Annotated in this window: 13 protein-coding genes; 5 read left to right on the top strand and 8 right to left on the bottom strand. The window is 59.4% G+C overall.

The window, feature by feature from the left end:
* Positions 1-113: 113 nt before the first annotated feature.
* The 4 genes from FGA82_RS31550 to FGA82_RS31535 form a co-directional block, all read right to left on the bottom strand.
* Positions 114-1946: an ABC transporter ATP-binding protein gene (locus FGA82_RS31550; RefSeq protein ID WP_141130094.1), complete on the bottom strand. Its 1833-nt coding sequence runs from the start codon at positions 1944-1946 to the stop codon at positions 114-116.
* 88 nt (positions 1947-2034) lie between these two features.
* On the bottom strand, positions 2035-2598 hold the full coding sequence (locus FGA82_RS31545; RefSeq protein ID WP_122608913.1) for a peptidylprolyl isomerase: 564 nt from the start codon (positions 2596-2598) through the stop codon (positions 2035-2037).
* Positions 2599-2601: 3 nt separating this feature from the next.
* Positions 2602-3405 (bottom strand): alpha/beta fold hydrolase, encoded by an 804-nt coding sequence (locus FGA82_RS31540; RefSeq protein WP_141130093.1) that lies wholly within the window; start codon positions 3403-3405, stop codon positions 2602-2604.
* A gap of 14 nt (positions 3406-3419) precedes the next feature.
* Positions 3420-4343 carry a LysR family transcriptional regulator gene (locus FGA82_RS31535; protein WP_007914443.1) on the bottom strand — a complete coding sequence of 308 codons (924 nt, stop codon included), beginning with the start codon at positions 4341-4343 and terminating at the stop codon, positions 3420-3422.
* A 49-nt stretch (positions 4344-4392) separates the two neighbouring features.
* Between FGA82_RS31535 and FGA82_RS31530 the strand changes: the two genes are divergently transcribed.
* From FGA82_RS31530 to FGA82_RS31510, 3 genes are all read left to right on the top strand, one after another.
* The gene (locus FGA82_RS31530; RefSeq protein ID WP_141130092.1) at positions 4393-4707 is read left to right on the top strand and encodes a 3-phosphoglycerate kinase; all 315 of its coding nucleotides are present in this window, start codon (positions 4393-4395) and stop codon (positions 4705-4707) included.
* A 233-nt stretch (positions 4708-4940) separates the two neighbouring features.
* On the top strand, positions 4941-5540 hold the full coding sequence (locus FGA82_RS31520; protein WP_141130091.1) for an FMN-dependent NADH-azoreductase: 600 nt from the start codon (positions 4941-4943) through the stop codon (positions 5538-5540).
* Positions 5541-5885: 345 nt separating this feature from the next.
* Complete coding sequence (locus FGA82_RS31510) at positions 5886-6743, top strand: carboxylate/amino acid/amine transporter (RefSeq protein ID WP_141130089.1); 858 nt, start codon at positions 5886-5888, stop codon at positions 6741-6743.
* A 91-nt stretch (positions 6744-6834) separates the two neighbouring features.
* Here FGA82_RS31510 and FGA82_RS31505 read toward each other — a convergent pair whose 3' ends face one another.
* Positions 6835-8133: a mechanosensitive ion channel family protein gene (locus FGA82_RS31505; RefSeq protein WP_141130088.1), complete on the bottom strand. Its 1299-nt coding sequence runs from the start codon at positions 8131-8133 to the stop codon at positions 6835-6837.
* A 191-nt stretch (positions 8134-8324) separates the two neighbouring features.
* Here FGA82_RS31505 and FGA82_RS31500 point away from each other — a divergent pair, with 191 nt between their 5' ends.
* Positions 8325-9665, top strand: a complete 1341-nt coding sequence (locus FGA82_RS31500; RefSeq protein ID WP_007914470.1) for a DEAD/DEAH box helicase — start codon at positions 8325-8327, stop codon at positions 9663-9665.
* A gap of 54 nt (positions 9666-9719) precedes the next feature.
* On the opposite strand, the gene FGA82_RS31495 is transcribed toward FGA82_RS31500, so the two are convergent.
* From FGA82_RS31495 to FGA82_RS31485, 3 genes are all read right to left on the bottom strand, one after another.
* Positions 9720-10319, bottom strand: coding sequence for a hypothetical protein (locus FGA82_RS31495; protein ID WP_141130087.1), 600 nt, complete (start codon positions 10317-10319; stop codon positions 9720-9722).
* Positions 10320-10331: 12 nt separating this feature from the next.
* Entirely contained in the window at positions 10332-10916 is a 585-nt protein-coding gene (locus FGA82_RS31490) for a papain-like cysteine protease family protein (protein WP_141130086.1), read from the bottom strand.
* A gap of 253 nt (positions 10917-11169) precedes the next feature.
* On the bottom strand, positions 11170-11445 hold the full coding sequence (locus FGA82_RS31485) for a hypothetical protein (RefSeq protein WP_141130085.1): 276 nt from the start codon (positions 11443-11445) through the stop codon (positions 11170-11172).
* A 443-nt stretch (positions 11446-11888) separates the two neighbouring features.
* On the opposite strand from FGA82_RS31485, the gene FGA82_RS31480 reads away from it, so the two are divergent.
* Positions 11889-17321 (top strand): filamentous hemagglutinin N-terminal domain-containing protein (locus FGA82_RS31480; protein ID WP_141130084.1); only part of this gene is annotated, 5433 nt, incomplete at its 3' end.

The raw sequence follows: 17321 nt of genomic DNA, 5'->3' as shown, positions 1-17321 counted from the left end.
TGATCGTTCCCACGCTCTGCGTGGGAATGCTTCAAGGGACGCTCCGCGTCCAGTGACGCGGAGCGTCACGGGCTGCGTTCCCACGCAGAGCGTGGGAACGATCTTGGAAGAGGTCAGTCGATGCCGACAAAACCCCCGGTCTGGTGCGCCCACAACCGCGCATACAACCCTCGATGGGCGAGCAGTTCAGCATGGGTGCCGCTCTCGGCAATCTTGCCGTTCTCCAGCACCACCAGCCGATCCATCCGGGCAATGGTCGAGAGACGGTGCGCAATGGCGATCACGGTTTTGCCCTGCATCAGGGTTTCCAGGCTTTCCTGAATCGCCGCTTCGACTTCCGAATCCAGCGCAGAAGTCGCTTCGTCCATGATCAAAATCGGCGCGTCCTTGAGCAGTACTCGCGCAATCGCAATGCGCTGGCGTTGGCCACCGGACAGTTTCACCCCGCGCTCACCGACATGCGCGTCAAACCCCGTACGGCCTTCAGCGTCCGACAGCAGCGGAATGAACTCGTCGGCGCGCGCCTTGTGCACCGCGTCCCACAGCTCTGCATCAGTCGCATCCGGTTTGCCGTACAGCAAGTTGTCGCGGATCGAACGGTGCAGCAGCGAGGTGTCCTGGGTGATCATGCCGATCCGCGCCCGCAGGCTTTCCTGACCGACTTCGGCGATGTTCTGGCCGTCGATCATAATCCGTCCGCCTTCGACGTCGTACAGGCGCAGGAGCAGGTTGACCAACGTTGATTTGCCGGCGCCGGACGGCCCGATCAAGCCGATTTTCTCGCCCGGTTTGATGTTCAGGTTGAGGTCGCCGATGATCCCGCGCTTCTTGCCGTAGTGAAAATCCACGTGCTCGAAACGCACTTCGCCACGGGCCACATTCAGCGGTTTGGCCTGCTCGTGATCGGTGACGCTGACCGGTTGCGAGATGGTGCGCAAACCGTCCTGAACCATGCCGATGTTCTCGAAAATGCCGGTGACCACCCACATGATCCAGCCGGACATGTTGACGATGCGAATCACCAGTCCAGTGGCCAGGGCAATCGCGCCGACAGTGATCAACGACTGCGTCCACAACCAAAGCGCCAGAGCTGTGGTGCCGACGATCAGCAAACCGTTCATGGCAGTAATTACCACGTCCATGCTGGTGACGACGCGGCCGGCCATCTGCGCTTTGACGGTCTGTTCTTCGATGGCTTCCTTGGCGTAGTGCTGTTCGAAGTTGGTGTGGGCGAACAGCTTCAGCGTGGCGATGTTGGTGTAGCCATCGACGATGCGGCCCATCAGTTTCGAGCGCGCGTCAGAAGCTTCCACCGAGCGATCTTTCACCCGGGGCACGAAGTAATACAGCGCGCCGATGTAGGCGACGATCCACGTCAGCAACGGGATCATCAAACGCCAGTCGGCCTCGGCGAACAACACCAGCGAACTGATCGCATAGATCACCACGTGCCACAGCGCATCCACCGCTTGCACCGCCGAGTCACGCAGCGAGTTGCCGGTTTGCATGATGCGTTGGGCAATACGCCCGGCGAAGTCGTTCTGGAAGAAATTCAGGCTCTGCTTGAGCACGTAGCTGTGGTTCTGCCAGCGAATCATGCTGGTCATGCCGGGACTTAACGTCTGGTGCACCAGCAAGTCATGCAGGCCGAAGAAGATCGGGCGCAGCACCAGGGCAACTACCAGCATCCACGTCAGTTCGAGGGCGTGGTCGCTGAAGAAATTCGGGTTCGGTGTGCCTTGGGCCAGGTCGATGATGCGGCTCAGGTAACTGAACAGCGCCACTTCGATCAGCGCGGCGAACAGGCCAACGACGAGCAGGGCAGCAAAACTCGGCCAGACCTGCTTGAGGTAATAGGTATAGAAGGGGAGAACGCGGTCCGGCGGAGACGCCGTCGGGGCTTCACGGAATATGTCGATCAGTTGTTCGAAACGGCGATAGAGCATCAGATAACCGCCCGGAGTACGGGCTCTCCTTTTATCGGTGTGAGTGGCGTGAGGTTGAATTCACGCCGCTCGATACGCCCTGTACAGCTTAGTCGATGACTTTGGCCGACTTGATGATCACAGGGTCGACAGGCACGTTTTGCATGCCGCTTTTGGTGGTGGTTTGCGAGTTGACGATGATGTCGACCACGTCCATGCCCTTGACCACCTTGGCGAACACCGCGTAACCGGCGTCACGGCCGGGATCGAGGAACGCGTTGTCAGCCACGTTGATGAAGAACTGGCTGGTGGCCGAGTCAGGGTTGGAAGTGCGCGCCATCGACAAGGTGCCGCGAACGTTGTGCAGGCCGTTGCTGGCTTCGTTCTTGATCGGTGCCTTGGTGTCTTTCTGTTGCATCTGCTGGGTGAAACCGCCGCCCTGAGCCATGAAGCCCGGGATCACACGATGGAAAATGGTGTTGGTGTAAAAACCGCTGTTCACGTAATCCAGAAAGTTCTTGGTACTGATTGGCGCCTTGACCGGATCCAGTTCGATTTCGATCTGGCCGTTAGTGGTGTCCAGCAGCACGTGCGGTGCCTTGGCCGGCGTGGCAGCCATCAGGTTGGCGGCAAACAGCACAGTACCAGCGGCGAGGGCGAGTTTTTTCAGCATGGGTCAGTGATCCTGAGATTGAGTATCGGCTGCGGCGAGAAACTCCAGCAGCGTTTGATTGAAGCGTTCGGGTTGATCGAGCGGGGTGGCGTGGCGCGAATCGGCGATCACCACCAGCCGCGCATTCGGCAGCAGTTTTACATAGGTTTCTTTCAGTGCCACCGGTGTGTAATCACGGTCGGCGCTGATGACGAGCGTTGGACAGGTCACTCGGGAAAGTCGTTCCTGAACGCCCCAGCCAACAATTGCATCGAAGCTGGCGAGATAAGCACGTTTGTCGTTTCTTGCCCAGCGTTCGGCCATTTTCTGCCGCAGATCGGCCTGCTCGGGTTTCGGAAAAAGTTTGCCGCCAAGGGCCTTGCCGATAGTCGCGAGGCTGAGCACGCGCATCAGGCTCCAGCGTTTGAACCACTGCCAGTAGTCGTCGCGGCTGCGTATTTTGACCTCGGGCGCGCTGTTGACGATGGTCAGGCTTTTCAGCATTTGCGGGTGATCGACGCCGAACTGGAAGCCGATCATGCCGCCCATCGATAGCCCGACGTAATGCACCGGGCCGAGGTTCAAGTGCTCGATCAGCGCCAGCAGGTCGGCGCTGAAACCGGCAATGCTATAGCGCTCGCGCGGTTTGTCCGAGCGACCGTGGCCGCGAATATCCGGGACGATCACCCGAAAACGCGCGGCCAGGGCCGGGATCTGCATTTCCCAATCCAGCGTGCTCGAACCGAGCCCGTGAACCAGCAGCAACGGCGTGCCGTGGCCATATTCCTCGTAGTGCAGGTTGCAACCTTCGTGCTCGAAATATGCCATCGGTGAACTCCGTGTCAGGCTTGCTCAGGCGCGGCGAATGGCGCGTCCAGCGGCAAGGTGTCAAAGGTGCGCAGCAGTTCGATGAGGATTTGCGTGGCCGGGCCCAACGGTTTGTCCTTGTTCGAATACAGATAGAAGCTGGAATTGCGGTTGCCGCCCCTGTCCAACGGTAGCAGCTTGAGCGAGCCATCCTTCAGTTCCCGCTCGATCATGTGCCGTGGCAGCCAGGCAAAACCGAGGCCGCTGCTGACAAACGTAGCGGCCGTGGCAAGGCTACCAACGGTCCAGCGCTGCTCGGCGCCGAGCCAGCCGACATCACGCGGCTGCTGGCGGCCGGAGTCGCGAATCACCACTTGCATCTGGGTTTCCAGATCCTGAAAGCTCAGTTCGCGATTGAGACGATGCAGCGGGTGATCGGGGTGGGCGACGGCGACGAACTCGACGTCACTCAATTCCGCACCGAGGTAACCGGGAATGCTCAGGCCGGTAATGGCCAGATCCGCCACGCCTTCGAGCAGCACTTCCTCGACACCTGACAACACTTCCTCGCGCAGACGTACGCGGCAGCCGCGACTCTGCGGCATGAACGCGGTCAACGCGCGGACGATGCGCGCACTCGGGTAAGCAGCGTCGACCACCAGCCGCACCTCGGCTTCCCAACCTTGCTCCATATGGTGGGCAAGATCTTCCAGTTGGCTGGCCTGTTTCACCAGTTGCCGCGAACGGCGCAGCAACACGCCACCGGCCTCGGTGAGCACGGCTTTACGCCCATCGATGCGCAGCAACGGCACGCCGAGCTGGTCCTGCATGCGGGCGACGGTGTAACTCACCGACGATTGCGAACGGTGCAAGGCCTCGGCGGCCTGAGCGAATCCGCCGTGGTCGACCACGGCCTGCAATGTTCGCCATTGATCAAGGGTCACGCGGGGCGCTTTCATCAATAGCTCCTCTTGTCCTAAGCTGGCCGTCCCTCATGGAGACTGCCGAATGAAAAAATTCTGTTGTGTGCTGCTGGCGCTGCTTCCGCTGACTGCTTTTGCTTACCCGATCGATGTGCAGAAAGATCTCAACGGCATGAAGATCGATTACGAGACCTTCGACACCGATAACGACATCGGCTCGATTCGGGTGGCGAACTACGGTGATGTCGATGCATCCTGCAAAGCGGTGTTCAGCAATGGCCCGGAAGCACCGCGCACCCGCACGATCGATGTACCGGCCGGCAAACACAAAAACGCTACGGCCAAGTTCACCCGCGAGATCATCAAGTTGCGCATCAAACTGACCTGCACCCCGAAATAACAACGTCAATCCCTTGTGGGAGCGAGCTTGCTCGCGAATTGGCCGTTTCAGTCGACATCATTGTTGAATGACACACCGCTTTCGCGAGCAAGCTCGCTCCCACAGAGTATGCGTAAGCATCTAAACGAATTTTTCGATGCTTTGCAGCAATTATTTGCGCTTTTTCATCGATTCAACTCTGTTTAACCTTCACTCCATCGACCTACAACATTCTCGGATGGAGGCTACACACCATGTCCCGCGTTCTGATCATCGAAAGCAGTGCCCGCCAGCAAGACTCGGTATCCCGTCAACTGACTCAGACCTTCATCAGTCAGTGGAAAGCGGCGCACCCTGCCGATCAGATCACCGTACGTGACCTCGCCGTGAACCCGGTGCCGCACCTGGACATCAACTTGCTGGGCGGCTGGATGAAGCCTGCCGATCAGCGCAACGCCAACGAGCAATCGTCGCTGGATCGTTCCAACGAATTGACCGATGAGTTGCTTGCTGCCGACGTACTGGTGATGGCCGCGCCGATGTACAACTTCGCCATCCCGAGCACCCTCAAGGCCTGGCTCGACCACGTGTTGCGTGCCGGTGTGACCTTCAAATACACCGAAACCGGCCCGCAAGGCCTGCTCAGCGGCAAACGTGCCTTCGTGCTCACCGCTCGCGGCGGCATCTACGCCGGCGGCCCGGCGGATCATCAGGAACCGTACCTGCGTCAGGTGATGGGTTTCATCGGCATCAACGACGTGACGTTCATTCACGCCGAAGGCATGAACCTCGGTGGCGACTTCCAGGAGAAAGGCCTGAATCAGGCCAACGCCAAACTGTCCCAGGTCGCTTGATATGTTAATCGCCAGATAATCGCTGGATGGTCTAGTGACCTGGCGCAACCCCTTCAAGGCTCTACGCGCATCGAACCTCCCTTTGCACTTGTTGCTCCTGAGTGCTGTAGCCCGATTGAACGCATTAGCGAGATCGGGCTTTTTTTTGCCTGCGATTCGTTGAATGTCATCAGATCCTTGTGGGAGCGAGCTTGCTCGCGAAAGCGATATTTCATTCAGCAACGATGTTTACTGACACGGCCTCTTCGCGAGCAAGCTCGCTCCCACAGGAGTCGGCGTTGTCCGTGGGTTCGCGGTATTGCGCAAAAACCGCTATCGTCGCCGCCATTCAAATTAGGGGCGAGCATGGGCTATCTACTTTTTGTCACGCTGATCCAGGCGTTTTCCTTCAGTCTGATCGGTGAATATCTGGCCGGTCATGTCGACAGCTACTTCGCGGTGCTGGTGCGCGTGGTGCTGGCCGGGCTGGTGTTCATTCCGTTGACCCGCTGGCGGTCGGTCGAGCCTTCATTCATGCGCGGCATGCTGATGATCGGCGCGTTGCAGTTCGGCGTGACTTACGTTTGCCTGTACTTGAGCTTCCGCGTGCTGACGGTGCCGGAGGTGTTGCTGTTCACCATCCTCACGCCGCTGCACGTGACGTTGATCGAAGATGCGCTGAACCGACGCTTCAATCCGTGGGCGCTGATCGCCGCGCTAGTGGCGGTGGGCGGCGCGGCAGTGATTCGTTTCGACAGCATCAGTCCGGATTTCTTCATGGGCTTCTTGCTGCTGCAACTGGCCAACTTCACCTACGCCGCAGGGCAGGTGATGTACAAGCATCTGGTGGCCAGGCACCCGAGCGATCTGCCGCATTACCGGCGTTTCGGCTTCTTCTATCTCGGCGCGCTGGCGGTGGTGCTGCCTGCATTCCTGATGTTCGGCAAAGCCAACTTCCTCCCGGAAGCACCGCTGCAGTGGGGCGTGTTGCTGTTCCTCGGCCTGGTTTCGACCGCGCTGGGCATGTACTGGTGGAACAAGGGCGCGTGCATGGTTAACGGCGGCACGCTGGCGGTGATGAACAATCTGCATGTGCCGGTGGGGTTGCTGCTGAATCTGCTGATCTGGAATCAGCATGAGGAACTAGGGCGGTTGTTCCTCGGCGGCAGCGTCATCCTTGCCGCTGTATGGATCAGCCGACTGGGCATCCGCCGCACCGCATGATCCGGTGTAGGAACTGCCGAAGGCTGCGATCTTTTGATCTTTAAAGTCTAAAGATCGCAGCCTTCGGCAGCTCCTACAGGGGAATTGTGTTTTACATGAGGTGTTTCTGCGGCTCGGGAATGCTCGCCGCGCCGAGCACCGCCGGCAGCAACCCGGAACGCAAATCCCCACCACTCGGCTGCTGATACAGACTCAGCCCGAACTCCGGCAGCACCGCCAGCAGATAATCAAAAATATCCCCCTGAATCCGCTCGTAATCGGCCCACGCGGTGGTACGGGTGAAGCAGTAGATCTCCAGCGGAATACCCTGCGCGGTGGTCTGCATCTGGCGGACCATGCAGGTCATGTTTGGCTGAATCTCCGGATGACTCTTCAGATAGGCCAACGCATAGGCGCGAAAAGTACCGATATTGGTCATGCGCCGGCGGTTGGCCGACATCGCCGCGACATTGCCCTGAGCCTCGTTCCACGCCTTGAGCTCGGCTTTCTTGCGGCTCATGTAATCGGTCAGCAAGTGCACTTGCGAGAGCTTTTCTTCCTCGTCGTCACGGATGAAGCGTACGCCGCTGGCGTCGATGAACAGGCTGCGCTTGATCCGCCGCCCGCCCGATTGCTGCATGCCGCGCCAGTTCTTGAACGACTCGGACATCAGCCGCCAGGTCGGGATCGAAACGATGGTCTTGTCGAAGTTCTGCACCTTGACCGTGTGCAAGGTGATGTCGACCACGTCGCCGTCGGCACCGACCTGCGGCATTTCGATCCAGTCGCCGACCCGCAGCATGTCGTTGCTGGTCAATTGCACGCTGGCAACGAACGACAGCAAGGTGTCCTTGTAGACCAACAGAATCACCGCCGACATCGCACCCAGACCGGAGAGCAGCAACAGCGGCGAGCGGTCGATCAACGTGGCGACGATGATGATCGCGCCGAACACGTACAAGACCATTTTCGCCAGTTGCACATAGCCTTTGATCGAGCGCGTGCGGGCGTGCTCGGTGCGGGCATAGATGTCGAGCAGGGCATTGAGCAGGGCGCTGACCGAGAGCAGCAGGAACAGAATGGTGAACGACAACGCCACATTGCCGAGGAAGGTCATGGCGGTCTTGCTTAGTTCCGGTACCAGGTGCAGGCCGAACTGAATGACCAGCGACGGCGTCATCTGCGCCAGGCGCTGAAACACCTTGTTGTGGCGAAAGTCGTTGATCCAGTGCAGCGCCGGTTGGCGCCCGAGCATGCGGCTGGCGTGCAGGATCAGATAGCGCGCCACTCGTCCGAGTACCAGCGCGATCACCAGCAACACGGTCAGCGCGAGGCCTGCCTGCAAGAGCGGGTGCTGTTCGAGGGTGCCCCAGAGGTCCTGGGCGTTGAGCCAGAGCTGTTTGAAATCCATATGAGCAACGATTCTTCTGTAAGACGCGATGGGCGATTAGAGCATTTAAGACGCCGTGTATTACCGTTGGAGACAAATCGAGCAACAAAAAAGCCACTGATTGCGTCCGTTTGTATAAAGAAACTCGGCCTGAGCGCTCGAAACCGGTAACCTATGCAGCTGTTTTTTTGCATATCTTCGAGGTAGCACCCGTGTTTTCCCAATTCGCCCTGCACGAACGCCTGCTTAAAGCTGTGGCCGAGCTGAAATTTGTCGAGCCAACGCCTGTGCAAGCCGCGGCCATTCCGCTGGCGCTCCAAGGGCGTGATCTGCGGGTGACGGCGCAAACCGGTAGCGGCAAAACCGCCGCTTTCGTTCTGCCAATCCTCAATCGCCTGATCGGCCCGGCCAAGGTCCGCGTCAGCATCAAGACGCTGATCCTGCTGCCGACCCGCGAGCTGGCACAGCAGACGCTGAAGGAAGTTGAGCGCTTTTCGCAGTTCACTTTCATCAAGTCCGGTCTGATCACTGGCGGTGAAGACTTCAAGGTCCAGGCCGCGATGCTGCGCAAAGTGCCGGACATCCTCATCGGCACCCCGGGCCGGATGATCGAGCAACTCAACGCCGGCAACCTCGACCTCAAAGAAGTCGAAGTGCTGGTGCTCGACGAAGCCGACCGCATGCTCGACATGGGTTTCGCCGAAGACGTGCAGCGTCTGGTTGATGAATGCCCGAACCGTCAGCAAACCATGCTGTTCTCCGCCACCACTGGCGGTTCCGGCCTGCGCGACATGATCGGCAAGGTGCTGAACAACCCTGAGCACTTGCAGCTCAACGCGGTCAGCCAGCTGAACTCGACCACCCGCCAGCAAATCATCACCGCCGACCACAATCAGCACAAAGAACAGATTGTGAACTGGCTGCTGGCCAACGAGACCTATCAGAAGGCCATCGTTTTCACCAACACCCGCGCCATGGCCGACCGTATCTACGGCCGCCTTGTGGCTCAGGAATACAAAGCGTTCGTGCTGCACGGCGAGAAAGACCAGAAGGATCGCAAACTGGCGATCGACCGTCTGAAGCAGGGCGGCGTGAAGATTCTGGTCGCTACCGACGTCGCGGCCCGTGGTCTGGACGTTGATGGTCTGGATCTGGTGATCAACTTCGACATGCCACGCAGCGGCGACGAATACGTGCACCGCATCGGTCGTACCGGTCGTGCCGGTAACGACGGTCTGGCGATCTCGCTGATCTGCCACGGTGACTGGAACCTGATGTCGAGCATTGAGCGCTACCTGAAGCAAAGCTTCGAGCGCCGCACCATCAAGGAAGTCAAAGGCACCTACGGTGGACCGAAAAAGGTCAAGGCTTCCGGCAAAGCCGTCGGCGTGAAGAAGAAAAAGACTGACGCCAAGGGTGACAAGAAGAAAACGGCCGCCAAGACGCCGACCAAGCGCAAGAGCGCCAACCGTCCGAAGCCGGACTCGTTGGTGAGCAGCGATGGCATGGCACCGCTCAAGCGCCGCAAGCCGGCCGAGCCAGCGGCTGAGTAAGTTTTTCAGGCGTGCATAAAAAACCCGGACAATGTCCGGGTTTTTTTTCGTCGATCAGTTGCCGAGCTGGCCACTGGTATCGGCATCAAAGCGCCGCTTGGCCTGGTCGGCCGCCGGCTTCAACTGCGCCAGCAACGCAGCTTCGCTGTACAACCCGGGGCTCGCCAGTTCCTTGGGCGTCGGCTCGATCGGGATCAGCACATCTTCGCCATCGGCGTGCAGCCAAATCGCCACAACGTGCAGCGCCGAGACAAACAACACACGCAGTTCGACGGTTTTACCCTTTAGCTGCGACGCCTGTTCCGCCAGTTTCAGCGCGCCGACGGTGGCAGCGGCAAGGTTGCCGTGATTGAGCGAGGCGAACTCGACATGCCCGCGCACCTCGGCCAACTGCGCATCGGCAATCGTCACGCCGTCGGCAAACACCAGGTAATGCCAGTCGCCGAGACGGGCATCTTTCAGACCTTTGCCGTGGCTCAGGTCTTCCAGATTCAGCGAGTAGCCGCGATAGGCCTCACTGAGGCTGATCTTCGCAGGTGCTGCGTTGGCGAACTGGCGATTGGCGCCGAAGCCTTGGGTTTGTAGTGCCGCTTGCAGCGCCGGGCGCAAGGTCTGTACGCCGTTGGAAGGCGCCTTTGGATAGGTCAGTTGCATGATGTCGCCCTCCTAGTTTTTTACGGTGAAGTAGGTGTGAGTCCAGTTACCGCCGCCGTTGTAGGCACGGGGAAACGCGTTTAATGCACGGGTCGAATAGCCGTAGATCGAATCCGCCACCAACACATAATCGCCATTGGTGCCGTAAATCGTCAGGAAGTGCGCACCGCCGCCGTACCATGCGCACCGCAAGCCGACCGGGCGGCCCATGCTGATCTGGTTCTGAATGGCCGACATCTGCAGCGAACCCTGATTCATGCCGTTGTAGCTACGGGTGGTTTGCAGCGCCGAATCCAGATAACCATAGACGTTGCACGGCCCCGGCTGATTGCAGCAGTTACGGTCCAGTTGGGTGCTGGCCACGCCGCACTGGGTCCAGTTGCCGGTGCCGTAATAATTGCCGACCGAGGCGGACACGGCGGCCCAGCACCAGTTGGTCTGGGTCTGTTTCTGCATATTGAAGTTAAGGCTGCCGGCGGCGAGGGCGCTGGCATGTTCGGCCGCTTCGACTTCGACCAGTTGTGGGTCGAGCAGATGGCCGATGAGGCACCTTGGCAGTGATTCACTGGTAAAGGGTCTTGCTTCAGTGGTTAACATTTTCAATCCTCCATGAATGAAAACAAGCGTCCCGCTTGTAAAGGTATTGCCGAGCGATCGGCGCTTCAGGGTTGCCATCTCCGATGGCGGTTGCCGATCTCTTTGCTCGATGTAACCGTAGATGTGGATATGCATTTGTGCAAATAAATAAATGCATTTGTGCATTTACAAGGACAAAAGATCGCAGCCTGCGACAGCTCCTACAGGGTTTGGTGTAGGAGCTGCCGCAGGCTGCAATCTTTTGATCTGGCTGTTAGCCCTCGGTCTTCTTCTCGGCCGAATCCAACTCTTTCAACCGCTGATCAATCAACTGGCATTTATCCGGCAGATCCGCACTGGCCGTCCCCAGATCCATCTTCTGTAACTCGGCGTTGATCTCCTTGGCCTTGGCCGGATTCTGTTCGGTGAGCTTGGCGACCTCCTTGGCCAGTTGTTCGCGTTTGGCGGTGGCTTCTTCCGGCGTACAGGCCCAGACGGGCAGGGCGCAGGCAAGGGTGGTGGCGATCAATAGTGTGTTAAGGATTTTCATGGAGGACGGCCTCAGTTCCGGTCAAGGCGGGTTGATCGGTTGAGGGCTGCTGGCCTGGAAAAGTTCAGTGCAATGCACCTGTTGCGTGTCGACTTGTGTGACCGATAAGTCGCGATTTTCGGCAAAACTTCAATGATGTCCCGTAAAGCCGCGTTCTAGAGCGGTCACCAAAAAGCCTTGTTACAACTTATTGACGCCAGAATGATGGCAATCTACCATCGCGCCATCACATTGATATCAATGTGCGCTTTCGAGGGATCGAACAGACTTTTCGCAGTCTGCACTGCGATTGTTTTCGCATCGTTTCGGACGTTCTGACCGAAACGCGCATTTATCCCCATTTGTTTCTTTCACTCTGCCGGCACCCTGATTTTTGCCGGGTAGGGATTGCTTTGCCTGTCGATTGCCCCGATCAACTTGCCCGTTGCAAAGAGACTATAAACATGGACGTTCCCCTGTACGCCTTCCTTGCTCGTCAGCCTGCTGCTGCCGTGAAAACCCGCGAATCATTCCTTGGCATGCCCAAGCGCGGGCTGGCGTTCCTGTTGGCGAACGTCATGTTCTGGCAACCGATATGGGCGCAGGCCGACGGCATCGTGGTGGCCAACCCCAATACCTCGCTGGATCGCGCCGGTAATGGCGTGCCGATCATCAATATCGCCACGCCCAATGCCAGCGGCCTGTCGCACAACCAGTTTCACGACTACAACGTCGGTGCGCAGGGGCTGATCCTCAACAACGGCTCGACGCAGAACAATCTGACGCAGCTGGGCGGGCATATCATCGACAACCCGAACCTGAAAAACAGTGGTTCGGCGCAGGCGATTCTCAACGAAGTCATCAGCGGCAATCCGAGCCAGTTGCGCGGTTACACCGAAGTGGCGGGGCAGTCGGCGCGGGTGATCGTCGCCAACCCGTATGGCATTACCTGCAACGGTTGCGGTTTTATCAACTCGCCACGGGTGACCTTGACCACCGGTAAACCGGTGCTCGACAACGGTCGGCTGGATCGCTTTCAAGTGGATCAGGGCAGCGTCGCTATTGAAGGCGCCGGACTCAACGCGACCAATGTCGACCGCTTTGAAATCATCACCCGCAGCGCGAAGATCAACGCCGAGCTTCAAGCGCAGAACCTGACGATTGTCGCCGGGCGCAACGACGTCAACGCACAAACCCTGAATGCCACCGCCCGCGCCGATGACGGCAGCGGCAAACCGCAACTGGCCATCGACTCTTCGGCGCTTGGTGGTATGTACGCTGGGGCGATCAAACTGGTCGGCACCGAGGCCGGGGTCGGGGTGAAACTCGACGGCAAACTGATTGCCAGCGGCGGCGATATTCAACTGGATGCCAACGGCCAGTTGAGTCTGGCCGACACCTCGGCCACTGGCGCGGTCAACGTCAAGGCTGCCAGCCTCGACGCCCGCGGCCCGGTTTACGCCGGCACCAGCGTCAATGTGCAAACCCAGGGCAATCTGACCAACCGCCAGACCCTCGCGGCCCGCGACGGCATCAGTCTCAGCGCTGGCGGCCAACTGACCAACGCCGGCGCCATCGAAGCCGGCGTCAATGCCGACGGCAGCCGCAATGCCAACGGCGATCTGAGTATCACCGCGCAGAACCTCGACAACACCGGCCAAAGCCTCACCGCCAGCCGCAATCTGACCATCAACGCTGCGCAAACCCTGAACAACCAGGGCGGCACGCTCAGCGGCCAAACCGCCGCGATCAGCGCCGGTACGCTGGACAACCGCAACGCCGGCAAAGTGCAGAGCAACAGTACGCTGAACCTCAATGCCGCGCAGGTGCTCAACAGCCAAGGCGTGATCAACAGCAACGCCATTCTTACCGCCAACATCGGCCAGTTGATCAACAGCAACGGCGAACTCAGCAGCCAGACCGACGTGGTCCTCAACGTCACCTCGCTGGACAACGTTGCCGGCCTGATGAGCGCTGGCCACCTGCTCGACATCAGCGCCCTCGGCGCGATCAACAACCGCACCGGCAAGATCGGCGCCAAACAGACCCTGCTGGTAAAAGCCCAACAACTCGACAACAGCCAGCAAGGCCAGTTGACCAGCGAAGGCACGCTGACCACGCGGATCAGCGAGCAACTGAACAACCAGAACAAGGGCCTGATCCAGGCCAACGGCGCCATGGACGTGCAAGCCACGCGCCTGGATAACCGTGCCGGCAAGATTTCCAGCCTCGACACCCTGACCGTCAGCAGCGCTAACACCGACAACCGCAGCGGCACCCTGCGTGCCGATCAGGCCGCAAAACTGCTGATCGACAACCTGGACAACCGCGACAAGGGTCGCCTCGAAAGCAAGACGGCGCTGACCTTCGAAGGTAATTCGCTAAATAACAGCAATGGCGGCCTGCTGACCTCGACCGGCCTGTTGAGCCTCAAAGCCAAAGCCGTGATCAACGATGGCGGACGAATCTCTGCCAAAGGTGATATCGACGCCAACATCGACAGCCTCAATCAAGAGCACGGTGAACTGGTCGCCGAAGGCAATCTGCTGCTGACCGGCAAAACCCTCAACAGCCATCAGGACAGTCTGGTCGGTTCGCTGAAGACCCTGACCGTCAACGTCGAGCAGATCGACAACCGCGCCAGCACGCTCTCCAGCCAGCTGGATTTGCACATCAACGGTTCGCGCCTGGACAACAGCGACGGCGGCAAGGTGCTGTCCGACACCACGCTGGCGCTGAAAGTCGAACAGATCATCAACGCCAGCAACGGCCTGATTTTCAGCAAAAGCGCGAGCACCCTCAGCGGCATCGGCCTGAGCAACGTCGGCGGGCGCATCGTCAGCCAGAACACCCTCGGGCTGACCTTTGACGAGACCATGGACAACCAGCAAGGCCTGATCAGCAGCGAAGGGCAGATGACCCTTACCGCCGGCAGCCTCGACAACCGTCTGGGCAAACTGTCGAGCCTTGAAGCGATGGCGCTGACCACCAGCGGCGCGGTACTGAGTCAGGGCGGCCTGATCGCCTCGCAAAAAGGCCTGACCTTTAAAAGTGGCAGTCTGGATAACAGCGACAAAGGCATCATCAGCGCCAAGGCCGATTCGAGCCTGACCACCGTCGAGTTGAAAAACCGGCAGGGCGGCAGCATCGCCAGCGACGGCACGCTGTTGCTCACCGCCGCGCACCTGGACAACTCCGGCGGCAGCCTCGGCAGTCAGCAGAAACTCGAAGTCTCGGTGACTTCGCTGGAACAGGACGGCGGCGAACTGTTCAGCAACGGCGATCTGACCTTGGACATGAACAACGGTCTGCTCGACAACCAGCGCGGCAACATCCATACGCCGGGCCAGTTGCTGCTGAAAAACCTCAAGGACGTCAACAACAGCGCCGGCGAAATCTCTGCGGCCAAGGCCTGGAGCGTCAACGCACAAAGCTTGAACAACGACGGCGGCAAGTTGCTGAGCAATGAAAAGCTCACTCTGGTCATCGACCGCGCCCTGAGCAACGTCAAAGGCCTGATCGCTTCCGCCAGCCTCGACAGCCGCAGCGACAGTCTGAACAACAGCAGCGGTGATATCCGTGTGCGGGGCGATGTCGATTTCAACGTAACTGGCATGTTCGATAACCACAACGGTGTGGTCATCGCCGACGACGGCCTGACGATCACCGCCGCGAGTCTGGATAACCGACAGGAAGGTCTGATCGGTTCGACTAATGCGCTGAAGCTCAACGTCGAGCGTGTCGACAACCGCAGCGGCGAGCTGTCAAGCAAGAGCGATGTCAGCCTGATCGGCGCCTGGCTCGAAAACAGCGACAGCGGCTACATGCTCGCCGGCGGCAATCTGGCGCTGACGGTCAACGACGTCATCAACCGCAACAAAGGCCTGCTGTCCGGCGACACCGGGTTGACGCTGAGCGGCAAGACGCTGGAAAACAGCGGTCGTCTGACCAGCCAGAAAGACCTCTCGATCAATCTCTCCGGGGATCTGAACAACGCGCAGGGCAGCCTCGTCAACGAAGGCGCCCTGGCGATCAACGCCGCGAGCCTCAACAACGACACCGGCACGGTTTCCAGCGCCAAAGCGCTCACTGTCGACACGCGCGGCGCCGTCAGCAACCAGGGCGGCAAACTGCTGACCGACGGTGATCTGACCCTCAACAGCAGCGCGCTGGATAACCAGCAAAAAGGTGTGATCAGCAGCAAGGCCAACCTGACCATCAACACCGGGGCGCTTAATAACAACGATAGGGCAAGCATTTACGCCGCCGATCAACTGGACATCACCGCCGGCCTTGTAACCAACACCGCTGGCAGCCTCGGCGCCGGCAACTCGCTTAACGCCAATGTTCAAGGCCTCGATCAGCAGGGCGGCAAACTGTTCAGCGGCGGCACCGTCAGTGTCGATCTGAATGGTGGCGCGCTGAACAATCAGGGCGGCGTGATTAACGCGCCGGAGCAGTTACTGCTGAAAAACCTCACCGACGTGAACAACCGTGGCGGCGAGATTTCCAGCGACAAGGCTTTTGAACTGATCGCCAAGTCGCTGGACAACAGCGGCGGCCAACTGCTGAGCAACCAGAAACTCACCCTGACCCTCGACAACGCGCTGACCTCGATCAAAGGCACGATTGCCGCTGCGGCGTTGCAGGTTCGCGCGGCAAGTCTGGATAACAGCGATGGCGGCGTGTTGCTCAGTGACAGCGACATCGAGGTGACTGTCGATGGCCTGCTGAAAAACACCAACAAAGGCAGCATCCGCGCCGCACAACAACTGACCCTCAACAGCACCGGTCTGAACAATCAGGGCGGCACGCTGGTCGGCGTTTCCGGCCTGAATATGGATCTGGGCGCCACCGCGCAGGATCTGAATAACCAGAACGGTGTGATCAGCAGCAAAGGTGGGTTGAGCATTGCCCATCTGCGCGACCTGAATAACCAGAACGGCGTGATCAACAGCAAAGGCGTGCTGAGCATCGCCACGCTGCGTGACCTGAATAACCAGCAAGGCGAAATCTCCAGCGTCAACAGCTTCAGCCTCACCGGCAACCGTTTCGATAACCGTGGCGGCAACCTGATCAGCAACGATCAACTGACCATTACTGCGGCCGATCTGAACAACCAGAACGGTCTGGTTTCCGGCTGGAAAGGCCTAAGCCTCAGCGGTGGCACCCTCGACAACAGCCTGGAAGGCGCGATCTCCAGCCAGCTCGGCAACGTCAACATCGACCTCAGCGGCTCGCTGCTCAACCACAGCAAGGGCGGCATCGGCGGCCTCGGCGAAGTAAGCATCACGGCCGCCAGTCTCGACAACACCGCCGGTACGGTCAGCAGTGACGGCAAACAAACCCTGACTATAACCGGCGCGATCAGCAACGCCTCGGGCGGCCTGATCAAAAGCGGCGACACCCTCGACATCCGCGCGGCCAGCCTGAACAACAGCAGCGGCAACGTCATGGCGAAAAAAGCCCTGACCTTTACCGGTGGCCCGCTGAACAATACGCAGGGCAGTCTGGTCGGTGACGACAGCGTCACCCTCGACCTGCTCGGCGCCCTGACCAACGTCAACGGCGCACTCGGCAGCGGCGCTGCGCTGCTGATCAAACGCTCGGCCAGCGTTGACAACCAGGGCGGCCAGTTGATCAGTCAGACCCTGCTGAGTCTGCTCACCAGTGGCGACCTGAACAACAGCCAGCGCGGCACCGTCTCGGCCAACGGCCAACTGGATCTCAGCGTGGGCGGCACGTTGCGCAACGACGCCGACGGCCTGCTGTCCAGCCGCGATGCCGGCGTGACCCTCACTGCCGCTGCGCTGAACAACGCTAAAGGTGCAGTGCAAAGCATGACCGCGCTGACCGTGAACACCGGCAGCGGCGCGATCGACAACCAGGGCGGCAAA

Origin of the sequence: Pseudomonas fluorescens (assembly GCF_005938625.1) — a bacterium.
Taxonomy (GTDB): Bacteria; Pseudomonadota; Gammaproteobacteria; order Pseudomonadales; family Pseudomonadaceae; genus Aquipseudomonas; species Aquipseudomonas fluorescens_BD.
The sequence above is the reverse complement of the archived record's forward strand: the minus strand, read 5'-3'. Positions and strand labels throughout refer to the sequence as shown.

What these genes read in the sequence shown, in the direction of transcription:
- FGA82_RS31490 (WP_141130086.1), bottom strand. Translation starts at nt 10,916, where the DNA reads ATGTTAACCACTGAAGCAAGACCCTTTACCAGTGAATCACTGCCAAGG.
- FGA82_RS31545 (WP_122608913.1), bottom strand. Translation starts at nt 2,598, where the DNA reads ATGCTGAAAAAACTCGCCCTCGCCGCTGGTACTGTGCTGTTTGCCGCC.
- FGA82_RS31485 (WP_141130085.1), bottom strand. Translation starts at nt 11,445, where the DNA reads ATGAAAATCCTTAACACACTATTGATCGCCACCACCCTTGCCTGCGCC.
- FGA82_RS31530 (WP_141130092.1), top strand. Translation starts at nt 4,393, where the DNA reads ATGAAAAAATTCTGTTGTGTGCTGCTGGCGCTGCTTCCGCTGACTGCT.
- FGA82_RS31550 (WP_141130094.1), bottom strand. Translation starts at nt 1,946, where the DNA reads ATGCTCTATCGCCGTTTCGAACAACTGATCGACATATTCCGTGAAGCC.
- FGA82_RS31540 (WP_141130093.1), bottom strand. Translation starts at nt 3,405, where the DNA reads ATGGCATATTTCGAGCACGAAGGTTGCAACCTGCACTACGAGGAATAT.
- FGA82_RS31535 (WP_007914443.1), bottom strand. Translation starts at nt 4,343, where the DNA reads ATGAAAGCGCCCCGCGTGACCCTTGATCAATGGCGAACATTGCAGGCC.
- FGA82_RS31505 (WP_141130088.1), bottom strand. Translation starts at nt 8,133, where the DNA reads ATGGATTTCAAACAGCTCTGGCTCAACGCCCAGGACCTCTGGGGCACC.
- FGA82_RS31520 (WP_141130091.1), top strand. Translation starts at nt 4,941, where the DNA reads ATGTCCCGCGTTCTGATCATCGAAAGCAGTGCCCGCCAGCAAGACTCG.
- FGA82_RS31495 (WP_141130087.1), bottom strand. Translation starts at nt 10,319, where the DNA reads ATGCAACTGACCTATCCAAAGGCGCCTTCCAACGGCGTACAGACCTTG.
- FGA82_RS31510 (WP_141130089.1), top strand. Translation starts at nt 5,886, where the DNA reads ATGGGCTATCTACTTTTTGTCACGCTGATCCAGGCGTTTTCCTTCAGT.